The organism is Spirosoma flavus, from assembly GCF_054778555.1.
Map to the genome: position 1 here is coordinate 178,222 of NZ_BAAGZL010000007.1, position 20,049 is coordinate 198,270.

Sequence of the window (20,049 nt, forward strand, 5' to 3'; positions counted from 1 at the left end):
GGTTTGTAGAGCCATTTTTGTGGCTTGTTTCATTCCCGTTTTTTAGTACATGTCCCAATCTATTGAACAACGTATTGCCGCAAGGTTAAGCCTGAACCCTAAGTCGGTGAGTGCCACTATTGACCTGCTCAACAGCGGAGCCACTGTGCCTTTTATTGCTCGTTACCGTAAAGAAGTCACGGCAGCATCCAATGGAAGTCCGCTCGATGAACTCCAGATCGGGCAGATTCGCGATACGTATCAAAAACTAATCGAACTGGATAAGCGCCGGGATGCAATTCTAAAATCCATTGACGAGCAGAAAAAATTAACGCCCGACCTGCGCCGGAAAATCGAAGCCGCCGATACGTTGACTGACTTAGAAGATTTATATCTGCCCTACCGTCAAAAACGTAAAACGCGCGCTACCATAGCTATTGAACGCGGACTGGAACCGCTCGCCAACGTAATACAATTGCAACGGGAAAGTAATCTGGAGCGCGTGGCTCAACGTTACCTGTCAGACGCCGTTCCCGACGTAGCAGATGCGTTGCAAGGCGCCCGCGACATTCTGGCCGAACGTATCAGTGAAGATGCAGACGCCCGCCAGCGGATGCGTAATCTGTTCGATCGGGAAGCCATTATTCGCTCTGTGGTTAAGAAAGGAAAAGAGACGGAGGGCGTGAAATTTTCCGATTATTTCGATTTTGCAGAACCACTACGTCGCGTGCCGTCGCACCGGTTACTGGCGCTACGTAGGGGAGAAGCTGAAGGATTCCTGTCAGTAAGTATCGGGCCCGACGAAGAGGCCGCGCTCGAACGTCTGGAACGCCAGTTTGTAGCCGACCGATCTGCATCAAGGGCTTGCCATGAACAAATGACGCTGGCAATTCGCGACGGCTACAAACGACTGCTTAAACCATCGATTGAAACCGAGTTTTCGAACAGTTCAAAAGATAAAGCCGACGCCGAAGCCATCCGGATTTTTGCGGATAATCTGCGGCAGCTATTGCTCAGCCCACCGCTTGGCCAACAGCGCGTATTGGCTATCGATCCCGGCTACCGAACGGGCTGCAAAACCGTTTGCCTGGATGCCCAGGGAAATTTATTGACGGATACAGTGCTCTACCTGAGTCATTCGGAGGCACAGCGGCAACAGGCGGTTCAGGTTGTACAAAAGTTAGTCGAAAAACACAAAATCGACGCTATTGCGATTGGAAATGGTACGGCGGGTCGCGAAACCGAAGAGTTTATTCAGCAACTGCAACTGAACAAGCCCGTTTTTATGGTCAGTGAACAGGGCGCTTCGGTGTATTCGGCGTCGGACGTAGCGCGCGAAGAATTCCCGAATCAGGACGTAACGGTACGTGGTGCGGTAAGCATTGGCCGTCGGCTCATGGACCCGCTGGCCGAATTAGTTAAAATCGACCCGAAATCCATTGGGGTAGGGCAGTACCAACACGATGTTAATCAGTCGGAGTTAAAGAATAGCCTTGATACGGTGGTCGAAAGCTGCGTGAATCAGGTGGGCGTATCGCTCAATACCGCAAGCCCGCATCTGCTACGTTACGTATCGGGACTTGGTCCCCAACTGGCCGGGAATATCGTTACGTATCGAGCCGAAAATGGCGCTTTTACGTCGCGGAATCAACTCAAAAAAGTGCCCCGGCTTGGGCCAAAGGTTTTTGAGCAATGTGCGGCTTTTCTACGTATCGACGAAGCTACCAATCCACTCGACAATAGTGCCGTTCACCCCGAACGCTACGCGCTGGTTGAAAAAATGGCGGCTGATCTGAAAAGTACGGTAACCGATCTGATACGTCGGCCTGAGTTGCGGGAGCAGATCAAGCCCGAACGCTACGTTAGTGATACGGTTGGTTTGCCAACGCTCAAGGATATCCTTGCCGAATTAGCCCGTCCCGGACGCGATCCACGAGAACAACTTTCAGTGTTTGAATACGATAGTCGCATTCGTACCGTTGATGATTTACACGAAGGCATGATTCTCCCCGGTGTGGTGACAAATATTACCGCGTTTGGCGCATTTGTCGACATCGGTGTGAAGCAGGACGGGCTGGTTCACGTATCGCAGATGGCGAATCGCTACGTATCAGACCCCAAAACTGTTGTCAGCGTGTACCAGAAAGTAAAAGTTAAGGTGATGGAAGTAGATAAAGCCCGCAAACGGATTGCATTATCTCTGAAAATTTAATAGGTTGCACCGTTCATGTAATGGTTTTAAAGCCGATTACAGCCCTTACTACGTGCTAGAATGGGGCAAATCGGTAGTTGTTCCCCTAACCCAAACGTGTATGCTTCAACGCTGGTCTCGGGAGGTTATTCGTCCCGTACTGCTGAGCGCCTGCCTGCTATCACTCATTACGTCCTGCGAGGTTCTACGTTCCAATGGCCCATCGGTTAGTCGTTCGTCATCACGACCCGTTGCCAGAACCGGCAAAACTCCGGCCCGGCCACCTGCTGTTCCTGCTAAACCGACCGGTAAAGTGGTCGACGGACGGACCTACGAAAACCGCTACGTTCCCGAAGTGGTGAAAATTGCCCGCACGTATACAGGTACGCCGTATCGGACCGGGGGCAACACGACTGACGGCATTGATTGCTCAGGACTGGTTTACGCCGTGTTTAATACCGTTGGACTGCGGATGCCTCGAGTTTCGTGGCAGCAGTCGGAGGTGGGGCGAGAAGTGGAGGTTAACGAAATTCTGCCCGGCGACCTCATCTTTTTCGTTCCCGACAAAGGCAAGGCTGGCTACGTATCGCACACGGGCATCGTGACGGAAGTAAATGGCGACCAGAATATTCGCTTCATTCACGCTTCATCATCAAGGGGTGTTCGGGAGGATAACCTGTATTCTGACTATTTTAAAGGGCGGTTTGTAAAAGCATTACGTCCGTTTTAAGTCGTTAGTCTATAGTCGTCAGTGAAGGCCCCGACAGGCTCTGGCTGTCAGAGTCGCGTCAGCGACTAACTCGGTAGCTACAGACCATCCGGTGATTCTGACAGCCAGAGCCTGTCAGGGCCTACAAAGCAAAAGCCACTCCCAGGAGTGGCTTTTGTTGTATTGGCTATATCAGATGACTCAGACCGTGGGCTGCGGAGTATTGATCAACTCTTCCCAAAAGTTGCGGTCTTTTTTCTTCAGTTTCATTTCCAGACTCAGGGCTTCGTTGCGCGTAGCAAACGCCTGCGTGAATTTGACTTCCCACGGTTTCCCGTCGGCGGTAGCTGGATTGGTTTTCGCGTTGTGTTGCCACAGCGTAATTTTCAAATCTTTCGTCTGACCAATGAAATACTGGTCAGTGGTTGGGCTATAGATGATATAAACGGTATGCATACGGGTACGGGACTGTTATCAAAACTACGTAATCGTAGGCAGAAAACAAACTTTAACTGAGTAAATGGAAAAGTATTCAGTTGATGAGAAAAAAATAAACGGCCGTTTGGGACAAGATGATTTTTTGCTCATCTTTGCACCCACAAAACGGGGGATTAGCTCAGTTGGCTAGAGCGCTACAATGGCATTGTAGAGGCCATCGGTTCGAATCCGATATTCTCCACTGGTTTAAATAATTCAAAACAAAAATGCCTATTACGAGATCGTAATAGGCATTTTTGTTTTATTATTCCAAGGTCAGATTCTACCAAAAGAACGTAACACTCAACCTTGCAAAAAACGGCGTGCCGGGTGTAAAATGGATTTCATCGACGGGGCCCGCTTCGCCTTTTAGCCGACTTTCGGTATCAAACTGGGTTTCTTTCCAGCGGGTGTTGAGTAGATTTTGTACGGATAAGCCAATGGCGTAGTGTGGTTTCGTGTAGTTCGCCTGGAGGTCGGTGACGAAATAGCCTTTGGCGACAATTGAATTATCTTCATTAGCGGGGCGGTTTGCCATGTACCGGTAACGTAGCGAACCACTCCAAGAGCCAGCGTTCTGAAGCGACACACCTCCCACCGACGTAAAGACTGGCGCTAATGGTAAATAATTCATTCCGGCTTCGGCATCGATGGAACGGGGTTTAGCTGTGTTGAAATCGAGGTCGGCGAAGAGCGTTTTGGTGAGTTGATAACGTACCAATACGTCGATTCCCTGACGACGCGAGCGCCCGCTAGGTTCTACTACGCCTTCGTCGCCAACGTAGACAAATTCCTGTTGCAGCCACAAATACCAGGCAGCCGCGTTGATCAGCAGTTTGGGGAAGGGTTTGAAAATGATTCCTAAATCAGACCCATAAGCCGCTGGCAGAATTTCGCGTCCGTTTTGAGCTGTTACTACCCGCGCATCATTGGAATGAAAACCTTTACCTGTATTCAAGTAGACTTGCAGATGAGGATTCGCGGTATAGTACAAATTTAATTTAGGCGATACAATGGTTTGACTCGAACGCTTGAGCGCAACAGGTATTGCTAACAAATCTTCGTATTGGCTGCGGAAATAATCAATACGTACTCCGGCGTTAAGCGTGAATCGACTAGAAAGCTGAATTAGCTCATCAGCGTAAAGAGCGGCATTGATTTCGTTGATGTTACCGTACTGAATCGGATTCAGGGTCTCGGCGCGGTTAATCGTGTGCGACAGTTCAGTATGTTTCGTTACGTCCTGTCGATACTGTGCGCCGAAAGTTGTTGTCCAGCTTGTTTTGCCGATGGTATTTTCGATGGAATAGCTACCGTTGTAGCCAAACAAATTCCGACTTTCTTTCTGGCGAATCTGGTCGCCATTGACCGTATCTTCCTTAAAAAAAGTAAAGTTTGAATACAGCTCGAAATTGTATTTGCTGTAGAAAAACTGGTTCTTGATAACGTTGTTCCGTGGTGTTACGGTCACCAACTGAACATTGGCATTCGTGCGGCTGGTTTCACCGCCTTCGGTAGGGTCAACCGAACCAAAGAAGCCGATTTGTCCCGAATCCACAAGCCGGTCGGGAATCTGACCCGAATGGTTCCATCTGCTCCAGAACGTAGTACCAGTCAGCGTCAGATTCGTATTGGGTGATACGTGGCCGTGATACTTACCCACTACGTTCACCCGCTTGAAATTCTGCGGGTTATCAAAATACGAATTTGTATACGAGTACTCCGACGCTACGTAGGCCGACTCGTTTTTGTCGCGTCCTTTCCTTCCCAGCAAATCGATACCAGCAACGGCACGATACGTATCAAATTGACCGACTTCCAATTTGGCGAACGAGTGATCGAGGGCGGTGCGTGTCCGGAAATCAACCCAGCCGGCCGTAGTTAGGTTTCCTTTGTCTGTACGGTAGGGCCCTTTTTTAAAATCGACACCTTCCACGAGTTCGGGAATTACAAAGTGCAGATCGGCGTAACCTTGTCCGTGGGCATGCGAAACCATATTGACTGGCATTCCATCGACACTCAGACGAATATCGGTACCATGGTCGAGGTCAAAGCCACGCAGGAAAATTTGTTCGGCTTTCCCCCCGCCCGCGTGTTGTCCGATAAACAAACCCGGCACCATCCGAAGAATTTCCTGCGAATTGGTAATCGGACGTAGCTTAATATCGAGTCTACTGATCAATTGCTGGTCGTGCGCCCGTTGCGACGATATAACTACCTCACGCAACTCAACCGAAGCGGCTACCAAGCTGATGTTCAACGTAGTAGTCTGATCGTCAAGCACTGTTACGTCGTTAACCTGTGTTTGAAAACCCACATGCGATAGCTCAAGCTTGTAAGGAGCCGCCACCAGATTCTGAAATCTATACTGACCTAACTCATTCGTTACAGTCGCTTTTCCTAACCCAGTAAGCTGAACCGTAACCCCCTGTAACGGCAGTTTTGTCGATTGGTCATAGACTGTACCCGACAGATTTCCCAAATGCGCAAAAGCTGGTAGGCTCGTGAGTAGCAACACAATGACACGTAAACTCAATCGCCAGAAAGATTTCACAAAAAAAGGAAGGTAACAAAAACGGAACATGATAACGGATCGACAAAATTAATGAGCAAAAAACAACCAGACCAACATAAAAATGATGGTAAAACCCACTAAAATGTGGTGCTTAAAGCATGAATTTTGGATTAGTTTTCCGGGCAGCTGCCATCAATTTGTTGCTCTGCTGCTGATTTCCTAAAGCCAGCTCAATGGCTCCCGCCTGCCGCAATAATTCAGGATCTTTGCTACCGGTACGTAGCGCTACCTGCATGTATTCGCCCGCCTTTTTGTAGTCTTGCTTGTTGTAATAAACCCAGGCCAGCGCGTGGTTAACGTCGATGTTTTTAGGGCGTTTTTGTAACTCTTTCTGACCATAAAAAGCAGCAGAATCTAACTGACCTGATTTGGTATATAATTTACAGAGTTCCAGATCAACCGCATGTCCAGAGCGCGCATCTTCATCGAGCATTTTGGCTACGTCGGCGTATTTCTTTTGCGCTTTTTCCTTGTTTCCCTGCAACGCATAGATTTCGGCCATTTCTTCATGAAACGAAAATTCGGGCATCACGGCAACGGCTTTATCTAGGGTTGCCAACGCCTTATCATACTCTTTACGAGCTTTATATACGCGAGCCTGTCCACCCATTGCAAAAGCATAGCTTGGCCGCAATTTGAGAATATCAATGTACTGTTGCTCGGCTTTATCGAGCTGGCCGGTTGTTTCGTATAAATGTCCGAGGATGTTTTTGGTCCAGCATTGCGGTTCAGAACCGGGAAGACCAGCCTGTACTGCCAACTGCATGGCCGAGATAGAGCCAGGATAGTTACCATAAATTTCGCGCAGATACGACGCCCGCGAATAGGCTTCCAGCGACGGTTTTAGTGCCTGCATCTTATCCGACATGGCCACGGCCTCTTCGTAATTGCCCAGCTCTACGTTCGCATCGACCAAAACGCCGTACACGTAAGCATTATTGGGGTTAATCTGCCGGGCTTTTTCGGCCAGTTCACGAGCTTCGGCAAACTGGTGCTGCGACATTTTAACCGATGCCTTAAACGTAGTGGCTTCGAAGTTTTTCGGATCCATAGCCAGCACGCCGTCCAGCATGGTCAGAATGGCCGGATAATAATAAGGGTGTTCACCGGTAATACGCGCTTCGGACAGGTAGATGACTACTAACTGCAACCGGGGCTTTACGTCATTGGGTTCTTTTTTGATTTTCTCTTTCAGTTCGGCCACTTTTTCTTTAGTACGTTGCCATTCACTGGCGCTGGCTAATTCTCCAGTACGTTCGAATAGGGAAGGTATTTCCAGATTTGGGCCGCTACTGGACGTTGTGTCTTTTTTGCTATTGTTGCAAGCCATCTGCGTGAACATCAGCGAGATCAATACAAGCAAACCTAACGTTTTGCCTAGTTTGGTGAAATTGTATAGGGAGTTCATAAAAGATGTGTTATTATGAGGGAATGGATAATGTAAAATGAACAATGCGTTTGGCGCTGATTATCAGGTTATTCATTATACATTTTACATTATCCATGTATTGAGGTTAAAATTAGCGTCGGATTACCTTAACAGACTGACGTTCAGTGCCTGTCACAGCTTGCAGGATGTAAATTCCTGTCTGGTCGCCGAGCGAAACGGTACGTAGTTCGGCGGGAGCCGCTTCGTTGATAATCTGCTGACTGATACGTTGTCCGTTGCTATTTGTCAACAGCAATTGCACCTGCTGGCCAGCCGCTCCGGTCACCTGTACTGTAACTTCATTGTTGGTAGTCGGATTGCCCAGGACACGTAGCGCCAACGGCTCTTTTGCTTCGGAAATACCCTGACGACCTCCCTGACCACAAGGCGTGCGGAAGTCATACATGAAGTTCACCAGCGACGACTGATCGCCAACGTAGCGCGCCCAAATCCAGAGGAAACGGCTACTTTTTACGTCACGTAGCAAGTCAGCTTCAATCTGTTGATTCACGTTGGTGCTCCATGTACCGTTTATCGTTCCTGCTGCCAGGTATTCAACCTGCCGATTTGGGTCGCCACCGACCCGACCAAAGGTGATTTTTCCCGTTGGACAATCAAAAGCGACTACCGTAGCGGCCAGTGGTTTTGCTACGTTGGCTTCCTGTGCTACGTAACCATTGCCGATAAATCCACGCCAGGGGTCCTGAACGAATGGGAAAGCCGCTTTCAACGTAGTGTCGTTTTTGGTAACGCCCGCGTTAAATGTCAGTACTTTCAACAGATTCGGCGTAACGGGGCTAGCTGTCGTGCCGGGGGTAAAATCGTCGTACCAAAGACCAACGGCGGCCAGTACTACACCACCTACAGCCTGTAACTCAATCGTCGTTACGTCATCTTCTAACCGACGACCATTCGGGAAACCATCCATATTCGGAATGAACTGGATGTTGGTATTCGCATAAGTTGGGTTCGTCAGACCAAGCACGGCTGCCTGCACCAGGCCTAACGAACTGAAATTGGGATCGTTACGTGGGGTAGCAGGTACAGCCATGTTCAGACGTAGCATGTCGCCCAGCGTCGGCAGGAAGTTGTGGATGAAGGGTTTACCAACTGCCAATGGGTTGCCATTCTTACCGGTTGCCAACTGATAAGGAGCCAGATTCGGTACGCCCGTGTAGAAAATCGGTAATAAATCCACAGCGCGCGGGCTGGTAGCGTTTGGCAGCAGAATACCTCCGAAGGCGTTTTCGGCCAGAGCAGTGCCATTCAGAGCCGCATTACCTTTAAGTCCAAACAGACCCGGCTTGCCATTACGGAAGTCAAACGACCCCAGCGACTTCGACTGGATACGTAGTGCTGATAATCCCGGAACGGCTCCGCCAAACTGCGAATCATCCATGTAGAGGGCCAGTTCGGGGTTAGAGAAATAGGAGGCAAATGCCAGATCGTTATTGTTGTATGGCGTTACCGCATTCCAACGATCTTTCATACCGATGGGAATAACGGCCTCGTTCGTTAGCGGCATACCCAGTCGTGATACCTGCACCCAGTTACCATCGAAACCTACGTCGCCATCACCGTACAGCGTCTGAATCATTTTCCGGCTCGATGAAGCCCACACGCCAATTACGTAATCGGGATCAAGGATGTTGGCCGCCTGAGCGACGGACTTCCCGGATTTTTGCAACGTAGCGACCGGCACTTCAATAGCAATGGTATGGCAGTTGTACCGGGCAACGGCATCGCGACCTTTTGGCCGGAAATTGCCTACGTCGAATATACCCCCTAAGTCTACAAAGAAGGGATCATCAACGGGGCCGCAGAAGACGCGCTCGCCTGTGGAGGCAGTAGTAATGGCTTTGGTTGCCAATGCGTTATAATTCGCTGCACCCAAACCAACCGTTTTGTCTTCGATGGAACGCGGGCCAATGTTGGCCGGTGGTACTACGCCGTTCGAAATGATGGTCGTGAAGGTACGTCCGCCGTCGATGCTACGTTCGCAGGTGTAGGTGGTTTTCTGATTCTGCTTGCCCAGGCGGATGTTGAAGAATGTAGTGGGGTCTTCGTTGACCGTCTTAAATGTAAAGCGATACGTAATATCATCGCCGGGAGTGGCCGCGTTATTTTTTACGTGGATTTCGTAACGGATATTTTCACCAAACGTATACCAGTTTGGTCCGCCAGAAGCATCTTCAAACGGGATGTAATTGGCAATCAGGACGATTTTTTCGGCATCGGTCGGGCTTTTAAACGCGTACACATCGGTATTGTCGGCCAGCGGGTCGGTCGAGATCAATGGTGCCTCGCGGTGCGAAGACGCTAAGGCTACCTGGCTGCAGGGTAAATACATAAGTACCACCATCAGCATTATATGAAGTATTTTTTTCATTGTCTTGTCAAAGAATGATGAGTTAATAGCGGGCCTTAAGTGTATAGTCGTAGCCTCTCCATGGCGTCTGAACGTAGGGGAACGAAGCTTTGAGCGTCGTATCATTTTTAGTTACGCCAGCGCTGAATCCAAGTACTTTAGCCAGATTTGGTGTGACCGGATTTCCTCCCGGTGTGAAATCATCATACCATAATCCAACAGCAGCAAGCACTACGCCACCAACAGCTTGCAGTTCAATAGTCGTTACGTCATCCTCCAACCGACGCCCATTTGGGAACCCGTCCATATTTGGAATGAACTGCATGTTGGCGTTGGTGTAGGTCGGATTGGTTAACCCTAGCACAGCGGCCCAGACCAGTCCCAACGAGGAGAAATTGGGATCGTTACGTGGGGTAGCGGGCACGGCCATGTTCAGACGTAGCATGTCGCCCAGAGTCGGCAGGAAGTTGTGGATGAAGGGTTTACCAACCGCTAGTGGGTTGCCATTCTTACCGGTTGCCAACTGATAAGGAGCCAAGTTAGGCACACCTGTGTAGAAAATGGGCAGCAAATCGACAGCGCGCGGGCTGGTAGCATCAGGAAGCAACAGGCCACCAAAGGCACTCTCTGCAAGCGCCGTTCCATTAAGTGCTGCGGCACCTTTCAGGCCAAAAAGACCCGGCTTGCCGTTACGGAAGTCGAACGAACCCAGCGATTTTGTCTGAATTCGCACACCTTTCAACGAAGGAACGGCCCCGCCAAATTGCGAATCATCCATGTACAGTGCTAACTCGGGATTGGTGAAGTATTTGGCAAATTGCAGATCGTTACCGTTGTAGGGAGTCAGCGCGTTCCAGCGGTCTTTCATGCCGATGGGAATAACGGCTTCATTAGTTAGGGGCATACCCAATCGTGATACCTGCACCCAACCCCCATCGTAACCTACGTCACCACCACCATATAACGTTTTGATTTTCTGCCGACTGGCCGATGCCCACACGCCGATCACAAAATCAGGGTCGAGAATATTGGCTGCCTGAGAAACCGATTTTCCATCTTTCTGCAACAGATTAACCGGAATCTTCAGTGCGATGCTGTGGACATTATACCGGGCGAGTCCGTCTTTAGGTGGATTAACCGTGTTGCCATCAGGACGGAAGTTGCCAGCATCAAACGCACCTGCTAAATCGACAAAGAACGGATCATCTGCAGGGCCGCAAAATACTTTTTCACCCGACGTAGTAGAGGCAATAGACTGCTGTAGTAAATCATTGTAGGACGTAGCGCCCAAACCAACCGTTTTATTTTCGATAGAGCGTGGTCCAATGTTGTAGGCGGGTACTACGCCATTGCTTACAATGGTCATGAACGGTCCGCCATTAACACTTTTCTCGCAGATATACGTCGTTTTTATATTCTGCTTGCCGAGTCGAATGTTGAAGAACGTAGTCGGATCTTCGTTGTTCCGGGTAAACGTAAACCGGTACGTAATGTCGTCGGTTTGGGTCGTCGCTTTGTTCTTTACGTGAATTTCGTAGCGAATACGTTCCCCAAAACTGTAGTAATTCGGCCCACCTTCCGGCGATTGAAAGGGAATGTAGTTCGCAATGATGGTAATAGTATTCGGGTCGTCGGGGCTTTTGAACGCATAAACGTCAGTGTTGTCAGCCAGCGGATCGCTCGAAATCAGCGGGGCCTCACGGTGGCTGGAGGCATAACTACCAACAGCCAGCAGCAGGAGGGCATAGCTTAGAATCGGAGTCCTAAACCGCCCAAAAAGCAAGAAAAATCTGCTCATAGATTTTAGAGAATTAAACGTGAAATGGTAAAAATGAAGTAATCGGGTATTATTGTTGATTAGGTATAATTACCTAATAGGCATGAAGATAGCGTACACCCTTTTTGAAGGAATATTGAATCTTACTCGGCAAGGAACCCGGGATAAAACCTAACTATGGAGCTGAGAACAATTGCTACATAGTATAACCTCGACTTTTACAGTTATCAGATAACTAGCTGAATGATAGTTAGGGAAGAGGTTACTGTTCACTGAAAGTGACGTTTTCTCAGAGAGATGTCGGAAGAAATACGTAAGGAAGTATGGTTGTCTTCATATACTAGGCAGGGTTTTTGTTATTGGTAGAATTGACTGTATATACCCCTATTCTTTATAATTAGATTTACTTAGGTTCTGATTTATTAAAAAAATAAATTGGTTGTAAACTAAAAGTGCTCTCAGACAACCTGAGAGCACTTTGTTCTTGTATTGAAAGGAAAGAAATTATATCAATATTACTGAGCAACCATCTCAGCGTCAGCCAGAATATAGTTCAGTTCGTAAATATTATCGGCGTTCAGTTTTAAGGTACCATGGAACGTACGGCGTTCATCGGTTTTAAACTTCTTGTCAGACTTCTTAAATTTTAACGACACAACCGATTCAGGACCAGCTCCACCGCAGAAAAAACAGGCACTGTAAGGGAAGGCTGACAATACATATATATTCGACTCAAGATCCACGGGTAATACGTAGCCAGTCAGCTCTACCGTTTTCCCGTTCAGTTTTTGAATACTCGGTCCAAACGTCGGATACAGCATATAGACTGATTCTTCTGCATACCATTTTTTCTTGAAGGTAACATCACGTAGCGTTTCCCAGGATAGCTTCACCGGCTCAGCAGCTGAAACGGACGTGGTTGGCTTTACGGGCGGAACAGATGGAACTAACGGACGAAACGCAGTTGTGGCAATGAGCAGCACAAGCGAGAAAGCAATCAGTATACGATTCATGATGCTGGAAGACTTTGACGATAAGAAATAAAGGTAAAACTACAAAAAAGATTACTTTTACTAACTCATTTTGTTGCTCCGACCCGCGGCCTGTGTCAGACTTACATACCCATAACACAAATGATGGCTCGGTAATTCCCGTTCGGTTTACCAAGCTCTATATGACCCTGCTGGTTATTCTGGCTATTTTGCTGACAGTTGGGCAGGCACTCACGCAATGGCGAATTCGTGCTGTGCAGGATGAGTTGTGGGTTATACGATACACAGCCTTACAGCGGCATCAAAGCCAACAGATTGTAAAACAGGCACTTCAGGTTACCGACGCTAGCGAGCAGGCTAGTTTTGTCGATAACGTGGCAGAGCTTAAAGCTTTGTTTCCGGTTTTTGAACGCTATCACCTACAAAGTCGTGAAGGGCGGGTTTCCGCTTATAATGTACAAATTACAAACTCCGAGAAAGTACAGAAACTTTATCAGGATATTCGCCCACACTTTGAGGCATTTCGTCAAAGTGTCGACCGATTGGTACGTTTACGTAGCTTTGATGAAGTTCGTCAACCGGATGTTCAGGCCAGCCTTCGGTTGATGTTGGCCAACGAAAAGCCGTTTCTCGAAAAAATTGACGGAATTGTTCGGGAATACACCGGAGAAATGCGTGCAAAACTGACTCAGTTACAGAGTATTGCCTTGTACCTTTATCTGTTCACAGTTATCGTGTTGGTTGGCTTTGGTTGGTTGGTATTTCGACCGGCGGCTCAGAAACTCAAGCAAACTTTTGCTCAATTGGTAGAAGCAGAAAGTCAGACGGCATCGGCCAATAAAAAACTGGTGAGCGCCAACCGAACTCTTAAAGAAACACGACAAAAACTTTTTGAAGCTACCAAACAGCAGTACGAACAGCAGATCGATGAACAAAAGCTGCGTACATCGTACCTGATTGCCGGTCAGGAAGAAGAACGGAAACGCATGTCGCGGGAACTGCACGACGGGTTAGGGCAAATGCTTACGGCCATTAAACTTCAGTTGGAGGGACTTGAAGCCAGTATTGCCCGTACTACGGCTGCCGATGAGAATGGAGTGATACCGCACGCCAAAAATCTGAAAACGCTCAAGAGCCTGGTCACGCAGACCATTCAGGAAACACGTACCATTTCGAACAACCTGATGCCGACTGTATTAAGCGATTTCGGCATTGTACCGGCTATTAAAATGCTGGCTGAGCATGATCGTAGCGAACGTATCAGTGTTACGTTCGAGACGAATCTGACACCTGATATGCCACGCCTGGATAAAAACGTAGAGATTATGCTTTATCGAGTTGCGCAGGAAGCTGTCAGCAATGCGGTGAAGCACGCAAATCCATCGAATATCCAGATTGAACTTATGGAACGTGGCAAAACATTGCTATTATCGGTAAATGACGATGGACGTGGATTTCGAATCGCTCGGAACAAGCAGGGTAATGAGTTAATTAAATCACCCCTGGATTCAAGTAACGATAATGTGCCAACCGGCGAACTACGTCCGCCTTCGCAGGGTTTACATAATATACAGGAGCGCATAAAGCTGCTAAACGGTAAATTTAAAATTAATTCTACATTGGGAAAAGGTACCAAAATTCAGGTCGTTATCCCTTATCAAACGCATCTGCAACCTCATGACACCTATTAAATTAATGCTGGTGGACGACCACTCCATTGTTCGCGATGGCATTCGACTTTTGCTGGAACAAGCCGATGGGCTCGATATTGTGGATGAAGCGAATGATGGCGAAGAAGCATTAGATAAACTGAAGAATCATCAGCAAAAGGGCGATCAAATGCCCGATCTGATTCTGATGGATATTTCGCTGCCCGGTATGTCTGGTATTCAGACTACGCAGATTGTGAGCCGATTATACAAAAATGTACGGGTGTTGATGCTATCTATGCACAATAACGAAGACTACATTCTTCGGTCAGTAGAAGCGGGCGCATACGGTTATATTCTGAAAGATTCGTCGTCGGACGAAATGATTAAAGCCATCCGCACCATTGCTGCTGGCGAAAAATATTATAGCTCACCTGTTGCGTCAATTATTCTGAGTGGCTATATGCAGCAACTCAAAAAAGGCGACCGTCACGGCCGTAGTGAACGCCAGTCGAAATTATCGAATAAGGAAAAAGAAATTCTACAGTTCCTGGTGGATGGAATGAGCAGTCGGGAGATCGCTGAGAAACTGCAGCTTAGCGTCCGGACGGTCGATAATCACCGGGCTAATATGATGCGCCGGCTGCAGGTACGTAATGCCGCCGAACTGGTTCGTATGGCCGTTGAGGACAAACTTATCTGAGAGACCGTTACTACGTAAAATCAGAAAAATTGTGAACTCGGAAAGTGTTTTTTAAGTTTGGAAAACAAACCGGCTTTAGGCCGGTTTTCCATTTAAGGAATTCTATATTTACCAGATAGAGTTTATTAACTAAAACCACGTTCATTATGTCACTTCGATTAGGAGATATTGCGCCTGACTTTGAGGCCGATACAACTCAGGGACACATCCAATTTCACGAATGGCTTGGCGACTCGTGGGGTATGCTTTTCTCGCACCCTGCCGATTTTACGCCCGTTTGTACTACCGAACTGGGCAGAACGGCCTTGTTGAAAGATGAGTTTGCTAAACGTAATGTGAAGGTGATTGCCGTATCGGTCGATGATCTGGAGTCGCACAATCGCTGGACGCCCGATATCAAAGACGTAACGGGCACCGAAGTAAACTTCCCGCTCATTGCTGACCCCGATCGCAAAGTAGCTGAGCTCTATGACATGATTCACCCCAACGCCAGCGAAAAAGCAACGGTACGTTCGGTATTTGTGATAGGGCCCGACAAGAAAATAAAGTTGACGTTAACGTATCCGGCTTCAACGGGTCGTAATTTCAACGAGCTGCTACGTGTTATAGATTCGCTGCAACTGACGGCTAGTTATCAGGTAGCTACCCCCGCCGATTGGCAGGATGGCGAAGACGTTATTGTAACCCCTGCCGTTACCAACGATCAGCTTGAATCGAAGTATCCTAAAGGTGTTACGTTCGTAAAACCATATTTGCGTACGACGCCCCAGCCTAATAAATAAAAGGCCTGGCTGAATTAGTGAGGGTACGGGATGCATTACGTTAACGTAGTGCATCCCGTACCCTCACTGCTTAAAACCTTTTGATTTAACCAGTCGTTACCTGTTTCAGGAGAACTAAACAACTCAACATTATGGCAAAGAACAAGAATGATAATCCTGAACACAAAGAAGGACCAGTTGCAACAGCAATAGAAGAGCAAACTGCTAAACTGCCTTCCGATATATTTTTATGGGCTTCATTAGGCTCTATGGCTGTTTCGTTAGCCTTGCAGGCTACGGGCCACCGCAATCGAAGTTTATTTGTAGGGCAGTGGGCAGCTCCTTTTTTGTTACTTGGGCTTTATAATAAACTAGTTAAGCTGGAAGGACACGATTAACTTTATCAGATCATTATTTATTGGTAGCCCTCCAAATAGTATGGAGGGTTTTTTTATGATTAGTGGTATTGCCGTTACGTATTACGATTGGGTGTAATACGTTATTTTTGATCTGATAATTTTATTTCTGCATGAAATTCCGCGTTTTAGTCAAAATCATTCTCCGACGATATGGTTTATTGATAGCGGCAGTACTGCTTTTCCTTATCGGTTTTTGGGTTGTTCGGTCGCGTCGCCCCGACGAGCTGAACTGGCAATTCGTAGAGGCTTTTGGCATTCGGTTACCCATGCGCTACGTAATTCACGGTATCGACGTATCACGTCATAATGCCCGAATAGACTGGACGCGCGTCCGACAAATGGAGGCCGACGGAATTCGTCTTCAGTTTGTGTTTATCAAAGCCACCGAAGGTGCTACGTTGACCGACAAACAGTTTCGCAAAAACTGGAAAGAAGCCAAAAGAACACCGTTACGTTGTGGAGCTTATCATTTCTATCATCCTACCCGCGACCCACTAAAGCAGGCTCAGAATTTCATTCGGAACGTAACACTTAGCAAAGGAGATTTTGCTCCTGTGGTTGACTTTGAAGTAATTAATGGACAGACTGACGAAACCATTGTAAATGGTCTACGTCTCTGGCTCGAAACGGTAGAAGATCATTATCAGGCTCGCCCAATCATTTATACAAATGGGAGTCTTTATCGTCGCTACATTAAGGGAAACTTAGATGAGTACCCGCTCTGGATTGCTGATTATTCTACCAAACATCTAGGCAGCTACAACACCGACCAGCTTTATTTTTGGCAGCACAACCAGCGTGGCTGGGTACAGGGCATTCGCGGACAAGTTGATTTTAACGTATTCGTGATGGATGAAAAACGAATGCCGGAAATTTGTCTATAAGTGAAAATTTATGTTTGCCAGATTTCCCAGGCTTTTTCGGCCTGTAGCTCTAACATCCGAAGTCCGTTATAAACGGCGGCTCCTTGTGCCCGGCCAAGCTGCATAAATCTTGTTTCGGAAGGATTGTAAACGAGGTCGTATAGCAGATGCCGTTCGGAGAGTTTTTCGTACGGAAGGGCAGGGGCGTCGTCTATTTTTGGATACGTACCTATAGGCGACCCGTTAATAATTAATTGGTATGAATTCACTACGTCGGCCAACTCATCGTACGTGAATTGATTTGCCCTCTTTGTTCGGGATACAAACCGGTACGTAATACCTAAATCGGCAAGGGCCACCGTCACAGCCTTTGAGGCTCCTCCCGTACCAAGAACCAGTGCCTGCAAACCCGATAGGTGCCTTCCAAGCGAGTCCAGCCAATCGGTTAATGATTGCCGAAAGCCGTAATAGTCTGAATTGTAGCCAGTTTTAGAGCCGTCGGCTTCTAACTTTATGACGTTGACGGCTCCAATTTTTTCAGCAGATGCGTCCAACCGGTCCAGGTAAGGTACTACGTTTTGCTTATGCGGAATCGTTACGTTTAATCCTCGCAGATTAGGTAAGTCTAGCAAATCAGGAAGTGCGGCAATATCAGGTAGTTCGAATAAATCGTATCGACTATCGGAAATGCCTTCCCGAGTAAATTTCTCCGTAAAATATCGCTGCGAAAACGAATGGGTAAGCGGATAGCCAATTAGTCCGTAACGGTTCATGAGACAGAAAATCAAATGGTTAAGCCTTCTTTCGAAAGTAGCCAACGATAATCGGCACTACGGATAAACCAACGATACCAAAAACGACCAGTTCAAAATTCTTTTGAACAATAGGGAAGTTTCCAAAAAAATAGCCTAGCAGAGAAATGCTCACAACCCAGAGAACTGCTCCGATTACGCAGAACTTGATATACGTGCCATATGTCATACTTCCGGCGCCAGCTACAAAAGGAGCAATAGTACGTACAATTGGAATAAATCGAGCAATAATTACGGTTCTACCGCCATATTGTGCGTAAAATTTTTCGGTTTCAGCAATGTATTCTCGTTTAAAAAAGAGAATCCTTTCCCTCATTTTTATTCGGCTGCCCAAAAACTTTCCGACAAAGTAGTTGACATTGTCGCCAAGTAAAGCGGCTCCTATCAATAAAGGAATTATGACCCAAACACTCAGTTCATTCGTCGGACGTGCAGCAAGTGCCCCGGCAGCAAACAATAGCGAATCGCCGGGAAGTAATGGCATGACAATCAGCCCCGTTTCGGTGAAGACGATGAGAAAGAGAATAGCGTATAGCAACACACCGTAATCATTTGCCCACGCGTCGAGGTAGCGATCGAGGTGAAGCAGGAAATCAAGTAATGATTTGATAAGATCCATAAAAAGAATTCTGAACCTGGATTTTTACAGGAAAGAATAACAGGGTTTACTGCTCTGAGACAATCCTGTTATTCTTTCCTGTAAAAATCCAGGTTCAGATATTATTTAAGAAATGCAAAAATGTATCGCCCCGTAATCCTAAACGGATGGTTTCCAGTGGAATAACTTCGTGAGGAGCAATGTTGCCCAAATTAACGTTAGCACCAAGGAGTTTAACAAACCATACTTGCTGCTCTTTCTGTGGAGCTTCCCAGAGAATGCTTTCATTGGGAACCTGCGTCAGAATTTCTTCAACAAGCCCCTGCCGAACCTCACCACTGGACCGGAATAGACCGACTGTACCCCCTTCACGGGCTTCTCCGATCACTTTCCAGGCACCAGCTTCCAACTCGGCCTTCATTAACTGAATCCATTTATAAGGCGGAATAATTTTAGCTTCATCTTTCGAGCCCACTTCCGATAGAACAGTCACTTGGGTGGCTAATGTGCGAATGTATTCGCATTTCTCATCAGGAGCCATATCAATAGAGCCGTCCGATACTTCAGCATAATTCATTTCATACCGGTCGAGCAACTTACGATATTCGTCAAATTGCTTACGTACTACGAAGGCTTCGAATAACGTACCGCCGAAATAAACCGGAATACCTGCTTCACGGTAGATAGCTAATTTCTCTTTCAGATTTGGCGTAACAAACGATGTGGCCCATCCTAATTTGACGATGTCTGTATATTGGGAAGATGTAGATAAGAAATCTTCTACTTCGCGCAGGCTCAACCCTTTATCCATTACCATTGTCAGGCCGCTCTGGCGCGGCTTTGGGGTTCGGTCGGGTATCTGCGTAAGTGTATAATTCATAGGGAGCGAAAAAGTAGCGTACTAAAAATCGCCCAAAAGTAGTACAAGTCTTGAAAATCTCCCAAGAAAGTCCATAAATAATAGCAACTTGCGGGTCATTGGCTTAGTTTAATGCTATTTTGAGAATATGAATACATCCACAAATCCTCGTCTTGAATTCTTCCGCTCACGGATCGGGGAGAGTATGCACAATAGTATTTCGCCGTTTGGTCGCTGGCTTAATGGTACCATACGCGCGGTGGATTATGGGCGGATGGAGGTTGAGTTTATGGTCCGGGAGGAATTAACCAATCCAGCTAAAATTTTACACGGAGGGGCTTCTGCGGCAATTCTGGATGATTTGATAGGAACAATGGTCTTTTCGCTTGGCCGTCCATATGCATTCACATCGGTTAATTTAGTTGTGGATTTTTTACATGCTGCCTATATCGGAACTATAGTAACAGCAACAGCTGAATTGGTCCGAGAGGGTAAAAATATTATCCACTGTGAAGGACATATCGTTGCTGCTGATGGTAAAACTATTGCCAAATGTTCGACAAATCTTATCCAAACATCGACCAAATTGGATCTTTAATCCGCTTTGATTAGCATGTGGACGTTAACGGCCTGGCTAATGAGGGAAATGACGTATATGATTACGTTGTCAGAGATCCAAACCCTTATTGTAAAATGGTAAAAAAAGCAGAAGATTTGAGAAAATAGTATGAATGTTCCCATTAAATTTAGTCAAAAGACTAAAATATTTTTTTATCACTTGTTTATTATTATTATTGGCGATGAAAAAGAAAGCTGATTTTCATACTTAGAAGGGATTAAAATAAGTGTTTTAGACTAGAGCGTTTACAATGAAATAGCCTTATGAAC

The 20,049-nt window shown here is 47.0% G+C and carries 17 protein-coding genes and 1 tRNA gene; 9 read left to right on the plus strand and 9 right to left on the minus strand.

Features of this window, described 5'->3' with window-relative positions:
* The first annotated feature begins 49 nt into the window (after positions 1-49).
* Both ACYVF1_RS27770 and ACYVF1_RS27775 read left to right on the plus strand, forming a co-directional pair.
* Positions 50-2,191 carry a Tex family protein gene (locus ACYVF1_RS27770; protein ID WP_461085139.1) on the plus strand — a complete coding sequence of 714 codons (2,142 nt, stop codon included), beginning with the start codon at positions 50-52 and terminating at the stop codon, positions 2,189-2,191.
* 100 nt (positions 2,192-2,291) lie between these two features.
* On the plus strand, positions 2,292-2,900 hold the full coding sequence (locus ACYVF1_RS27775) for a C40 family peptidase (protein ID WP_461085141.1): 609 nt from the start codon (positions 2,292-2,294) through the stop codon (positions 2,898-2,900).
* A 180-nt stretch (positions 2,901-3,080) separates the two neighbouring features.
* Here the strand turns inward: ACYVF1_RS27775 and ACYVF1_RS27780 are convergent, their stop codons facing one another.
* Positions 3,081-3,335 (minus strand): GIY-YIG nuclease family protein, encoded by a 255-nt coding sequence (locus ACYVF1_RS27780; protein WP_461085143.1) that lies wholly within the window; start codon positions 3,333-3,335, stop codon positions 3,081-3,083.
* Positions 3,336-3,484: 149 nt separating this feature from the next.
* Between ACYVF1_RS27780 and ACYVF1_RS27785 the strand changes: the two genes are divergently transcribed.
* A tRNA-Ala gene (locus ACYVF1_RS27785) sits at positions 3,485-3,558 on the plus strand.
* 81 nt (positions 3,559-3,639) lie between these two features.
* On the opposite strand, the gene ACYVF1_RS27790 is transcribed toward ACYVF1_RS27785, so the two are convergent.
* The 5 genes from ACYVF1_RS27790 to ACYVF1_RS27810 all read right to left on the minus strand — a co-directional run bounded on the left by ACYVF1_RS27790 (position 3,640) and on the right by ACYVF1_RS27810 (position 12,518).
* The gene (locus ACYVF1_RS27790; RefSeq protein WP_461085145.1) at positions 3,640-5,910 is read right to left on the minus strand and encodes a TonB-dependent receptor; all 2,271 of its coding nucleotides are present in this window, start codon (positions 5,908-5,910) and stop codon (positions 3,640-3,642) included.
* A 112-nt stretch (positions 5,911-6,022) separates the two neighbouring features.
* Positions 6,023-7,339 carry a tetratricopeptide repeat protein gene (locus ACYVF1_RS27795; RefSeq protein WP_461085147.1) on the minus strand — a complete coding sequence of 439 codons (1,317 nt, stop codon included), beginning with the start codon at positions 7,337-7,339 and terminating at the stop codon, positions 6,023-6,025.
* 112 nt (positions 7,340-7,451) lie between these two features.
* Positions 7,452-9,722 carry a DUF4331 family protein gene (locus ACYVF1_RS27800; RefSeq protein ID WP_461085425.1) on the minus strand — a complete coding sequence of 757 codons (2,271 nt, stop codon included), beginning with the start codon at positions 9,720-9,722 and terminating at the stop codon, positions 7,452-7,454.
* Between the two features lie 49 nt (positions 9,723-9,771).
* Positions 9,772-11,526: a DUF4331 domain-containing protein gene (locus tag ACYVF1_RS27805; protein WP_461085149.1), complete on the minus strand. Its 1,755-nt coding sequence runs from the start codon at positions 11,524-11,526 to the stop codon at positions 9,772-9,774.
* Between the two features lie 494 nt (positions 11,527-12,020).
* Positions 12,021-12,518, minus strand: coding sequence for a DUF3299 domain-containing protein (locus ACYVF1_RS27810; protein WP_461085151.1), 498 nt, complete (start codon positions 12,516-12,518; stop codon positions 12,021-12,023).
* Between the two features lie 92 nt (positions 12,519-12,610).
* On the opposite strand from ACYVF1_RS27810, the gene ACYVF1_RS27815 reads away from it, so the two are divergent.
* The 5 genes from ACYVF1_RS27815 (at position 12,611) to ACYVF1_RS27835 (ending at position 16,913) form a co-directional block, all read left to right on the plus strand.
* The gene (locus ACYVF1_RS27815; RefSeq protein ID WP_461085153.1) at positions 12,611-14,188 is read left to right on the plus strand and encodes a sensor histidine kinase; all 1,578 of its coding nucleotides are present in this window, start codon (positions 12,611-12,613) and stop codon (positions 14,186-14,188) included.
* A gap of 4 nt (positions 14,189-14,192) precedes the next feature.
* Positions 14,193-14,849: a response regulator transcription factor gene (locus ACYVF1_RS27820; RefSeq protein ID WP_461085427.1), complete on the plus strand. Its 657-nt coding sequence runs from the start codon at positions 14,193-14,195 to the stop codon at positions 14,847-14,849.
* 146 nt (positions 14,850-14,995) lie between these two features.
* Positions 14,996-15,631 (plus strand): peroxiredoxin, encoded by a 636-nt coding sequence (locus ACYVF1_RS27825; RefSeq protein ID WP_461085155.1) that lies wholly within the window; start codon positions 14,996-14,998, stop codon positions 15,629-15,631.
* A 131-nt stretch (positions 15,632-15,762) separates the two neighbouring features.
* A complete protein-coding gene (locus tag ACYVF1_RS27830; protein WP_461085157.1) occupies positions 15,763-16,008 on the plus strand; it encodes a hypothetical protein in 246 nt (81 codons plus the stop codon).
* 131 nt (positions 16,009-16,139) lie between these two features.
* Positions 16,140-16,913, plus strand: a complete 774-nt coding sequence (locus ACYVF1_RS27835; RefSeq protein WP_461085159.1) for a glycoside hydrolase family 25 protein — start codon at positions 16,140-16,142, stop codon at positions 16,911-16,913.
* 8 nt (positions 16,914-16,921) lie between these two features.
* Here ACYVF1_RS27835 and ACYVF1_RS27840 read toward each other — a convergent pair whose 3' ends face one another.
* The 3 genes from ACYVF1_RS27840 to ACYVF1_RS27850 all read right to left on the minus strand — a co-directional run bounded on the left by ACYVF1_RS27840 (position 16,922) and on the right by ACYVF1_RS27850 (position 19,182).
* Positions 16,922-17,665: a shikimate dehydrogenase family protein gene (locus ACYVF1_RS27840; RefSeq protein WP_461085161.1), complete on the minus strand. Its 744-nt coding sequence runs from the start codon at positions 17,663-17,665 to the stop codon at positions 16,922-16,924.
* A gap of 19 nt (positions 17,666-17,684) precedes the next feature.
* On the minus strand, positions 17,685-18,323 hold the full coding sequence (locus ACYVF1_RS27845; protein ID WP_461085163.1) for a DedA family protein: 639 nt from the start codon (positions 18,321-18,323) through the stop codon (positions 17,685-17,687).
* A 94-nt stretch (positions 18,324-18,417) separates the two neighbouring features.
* Positions 18,418-19,182, minus strand: coding sequence for a phosphosulfolactate synthase (locus ACYVF1_RS27850; protein WP_461085165.1), 765 nt, complete (start codon positions 19,180-19,182; stop codon positions 18,418-18,420).
* A gap of 127 nt (positions 19,183-19,309) precedes the next feature.
* Here ACYVF1_RS27850 and ACYVF1_RS27855 point away from each other — a divergent pair, with 127 nt between their 5' ends.
* A complete protein-coding gene (locus tag ACYVF1_RS27855) occupies positions 19,310-19,759 on the plus strand; it encodes a PaaI family thioesterase (protein WP_461085167.1) in 450 nt (149 codons plus the stop codon).
* Positions 19,760-20,049: the final 290 nt, after the last annotated feature.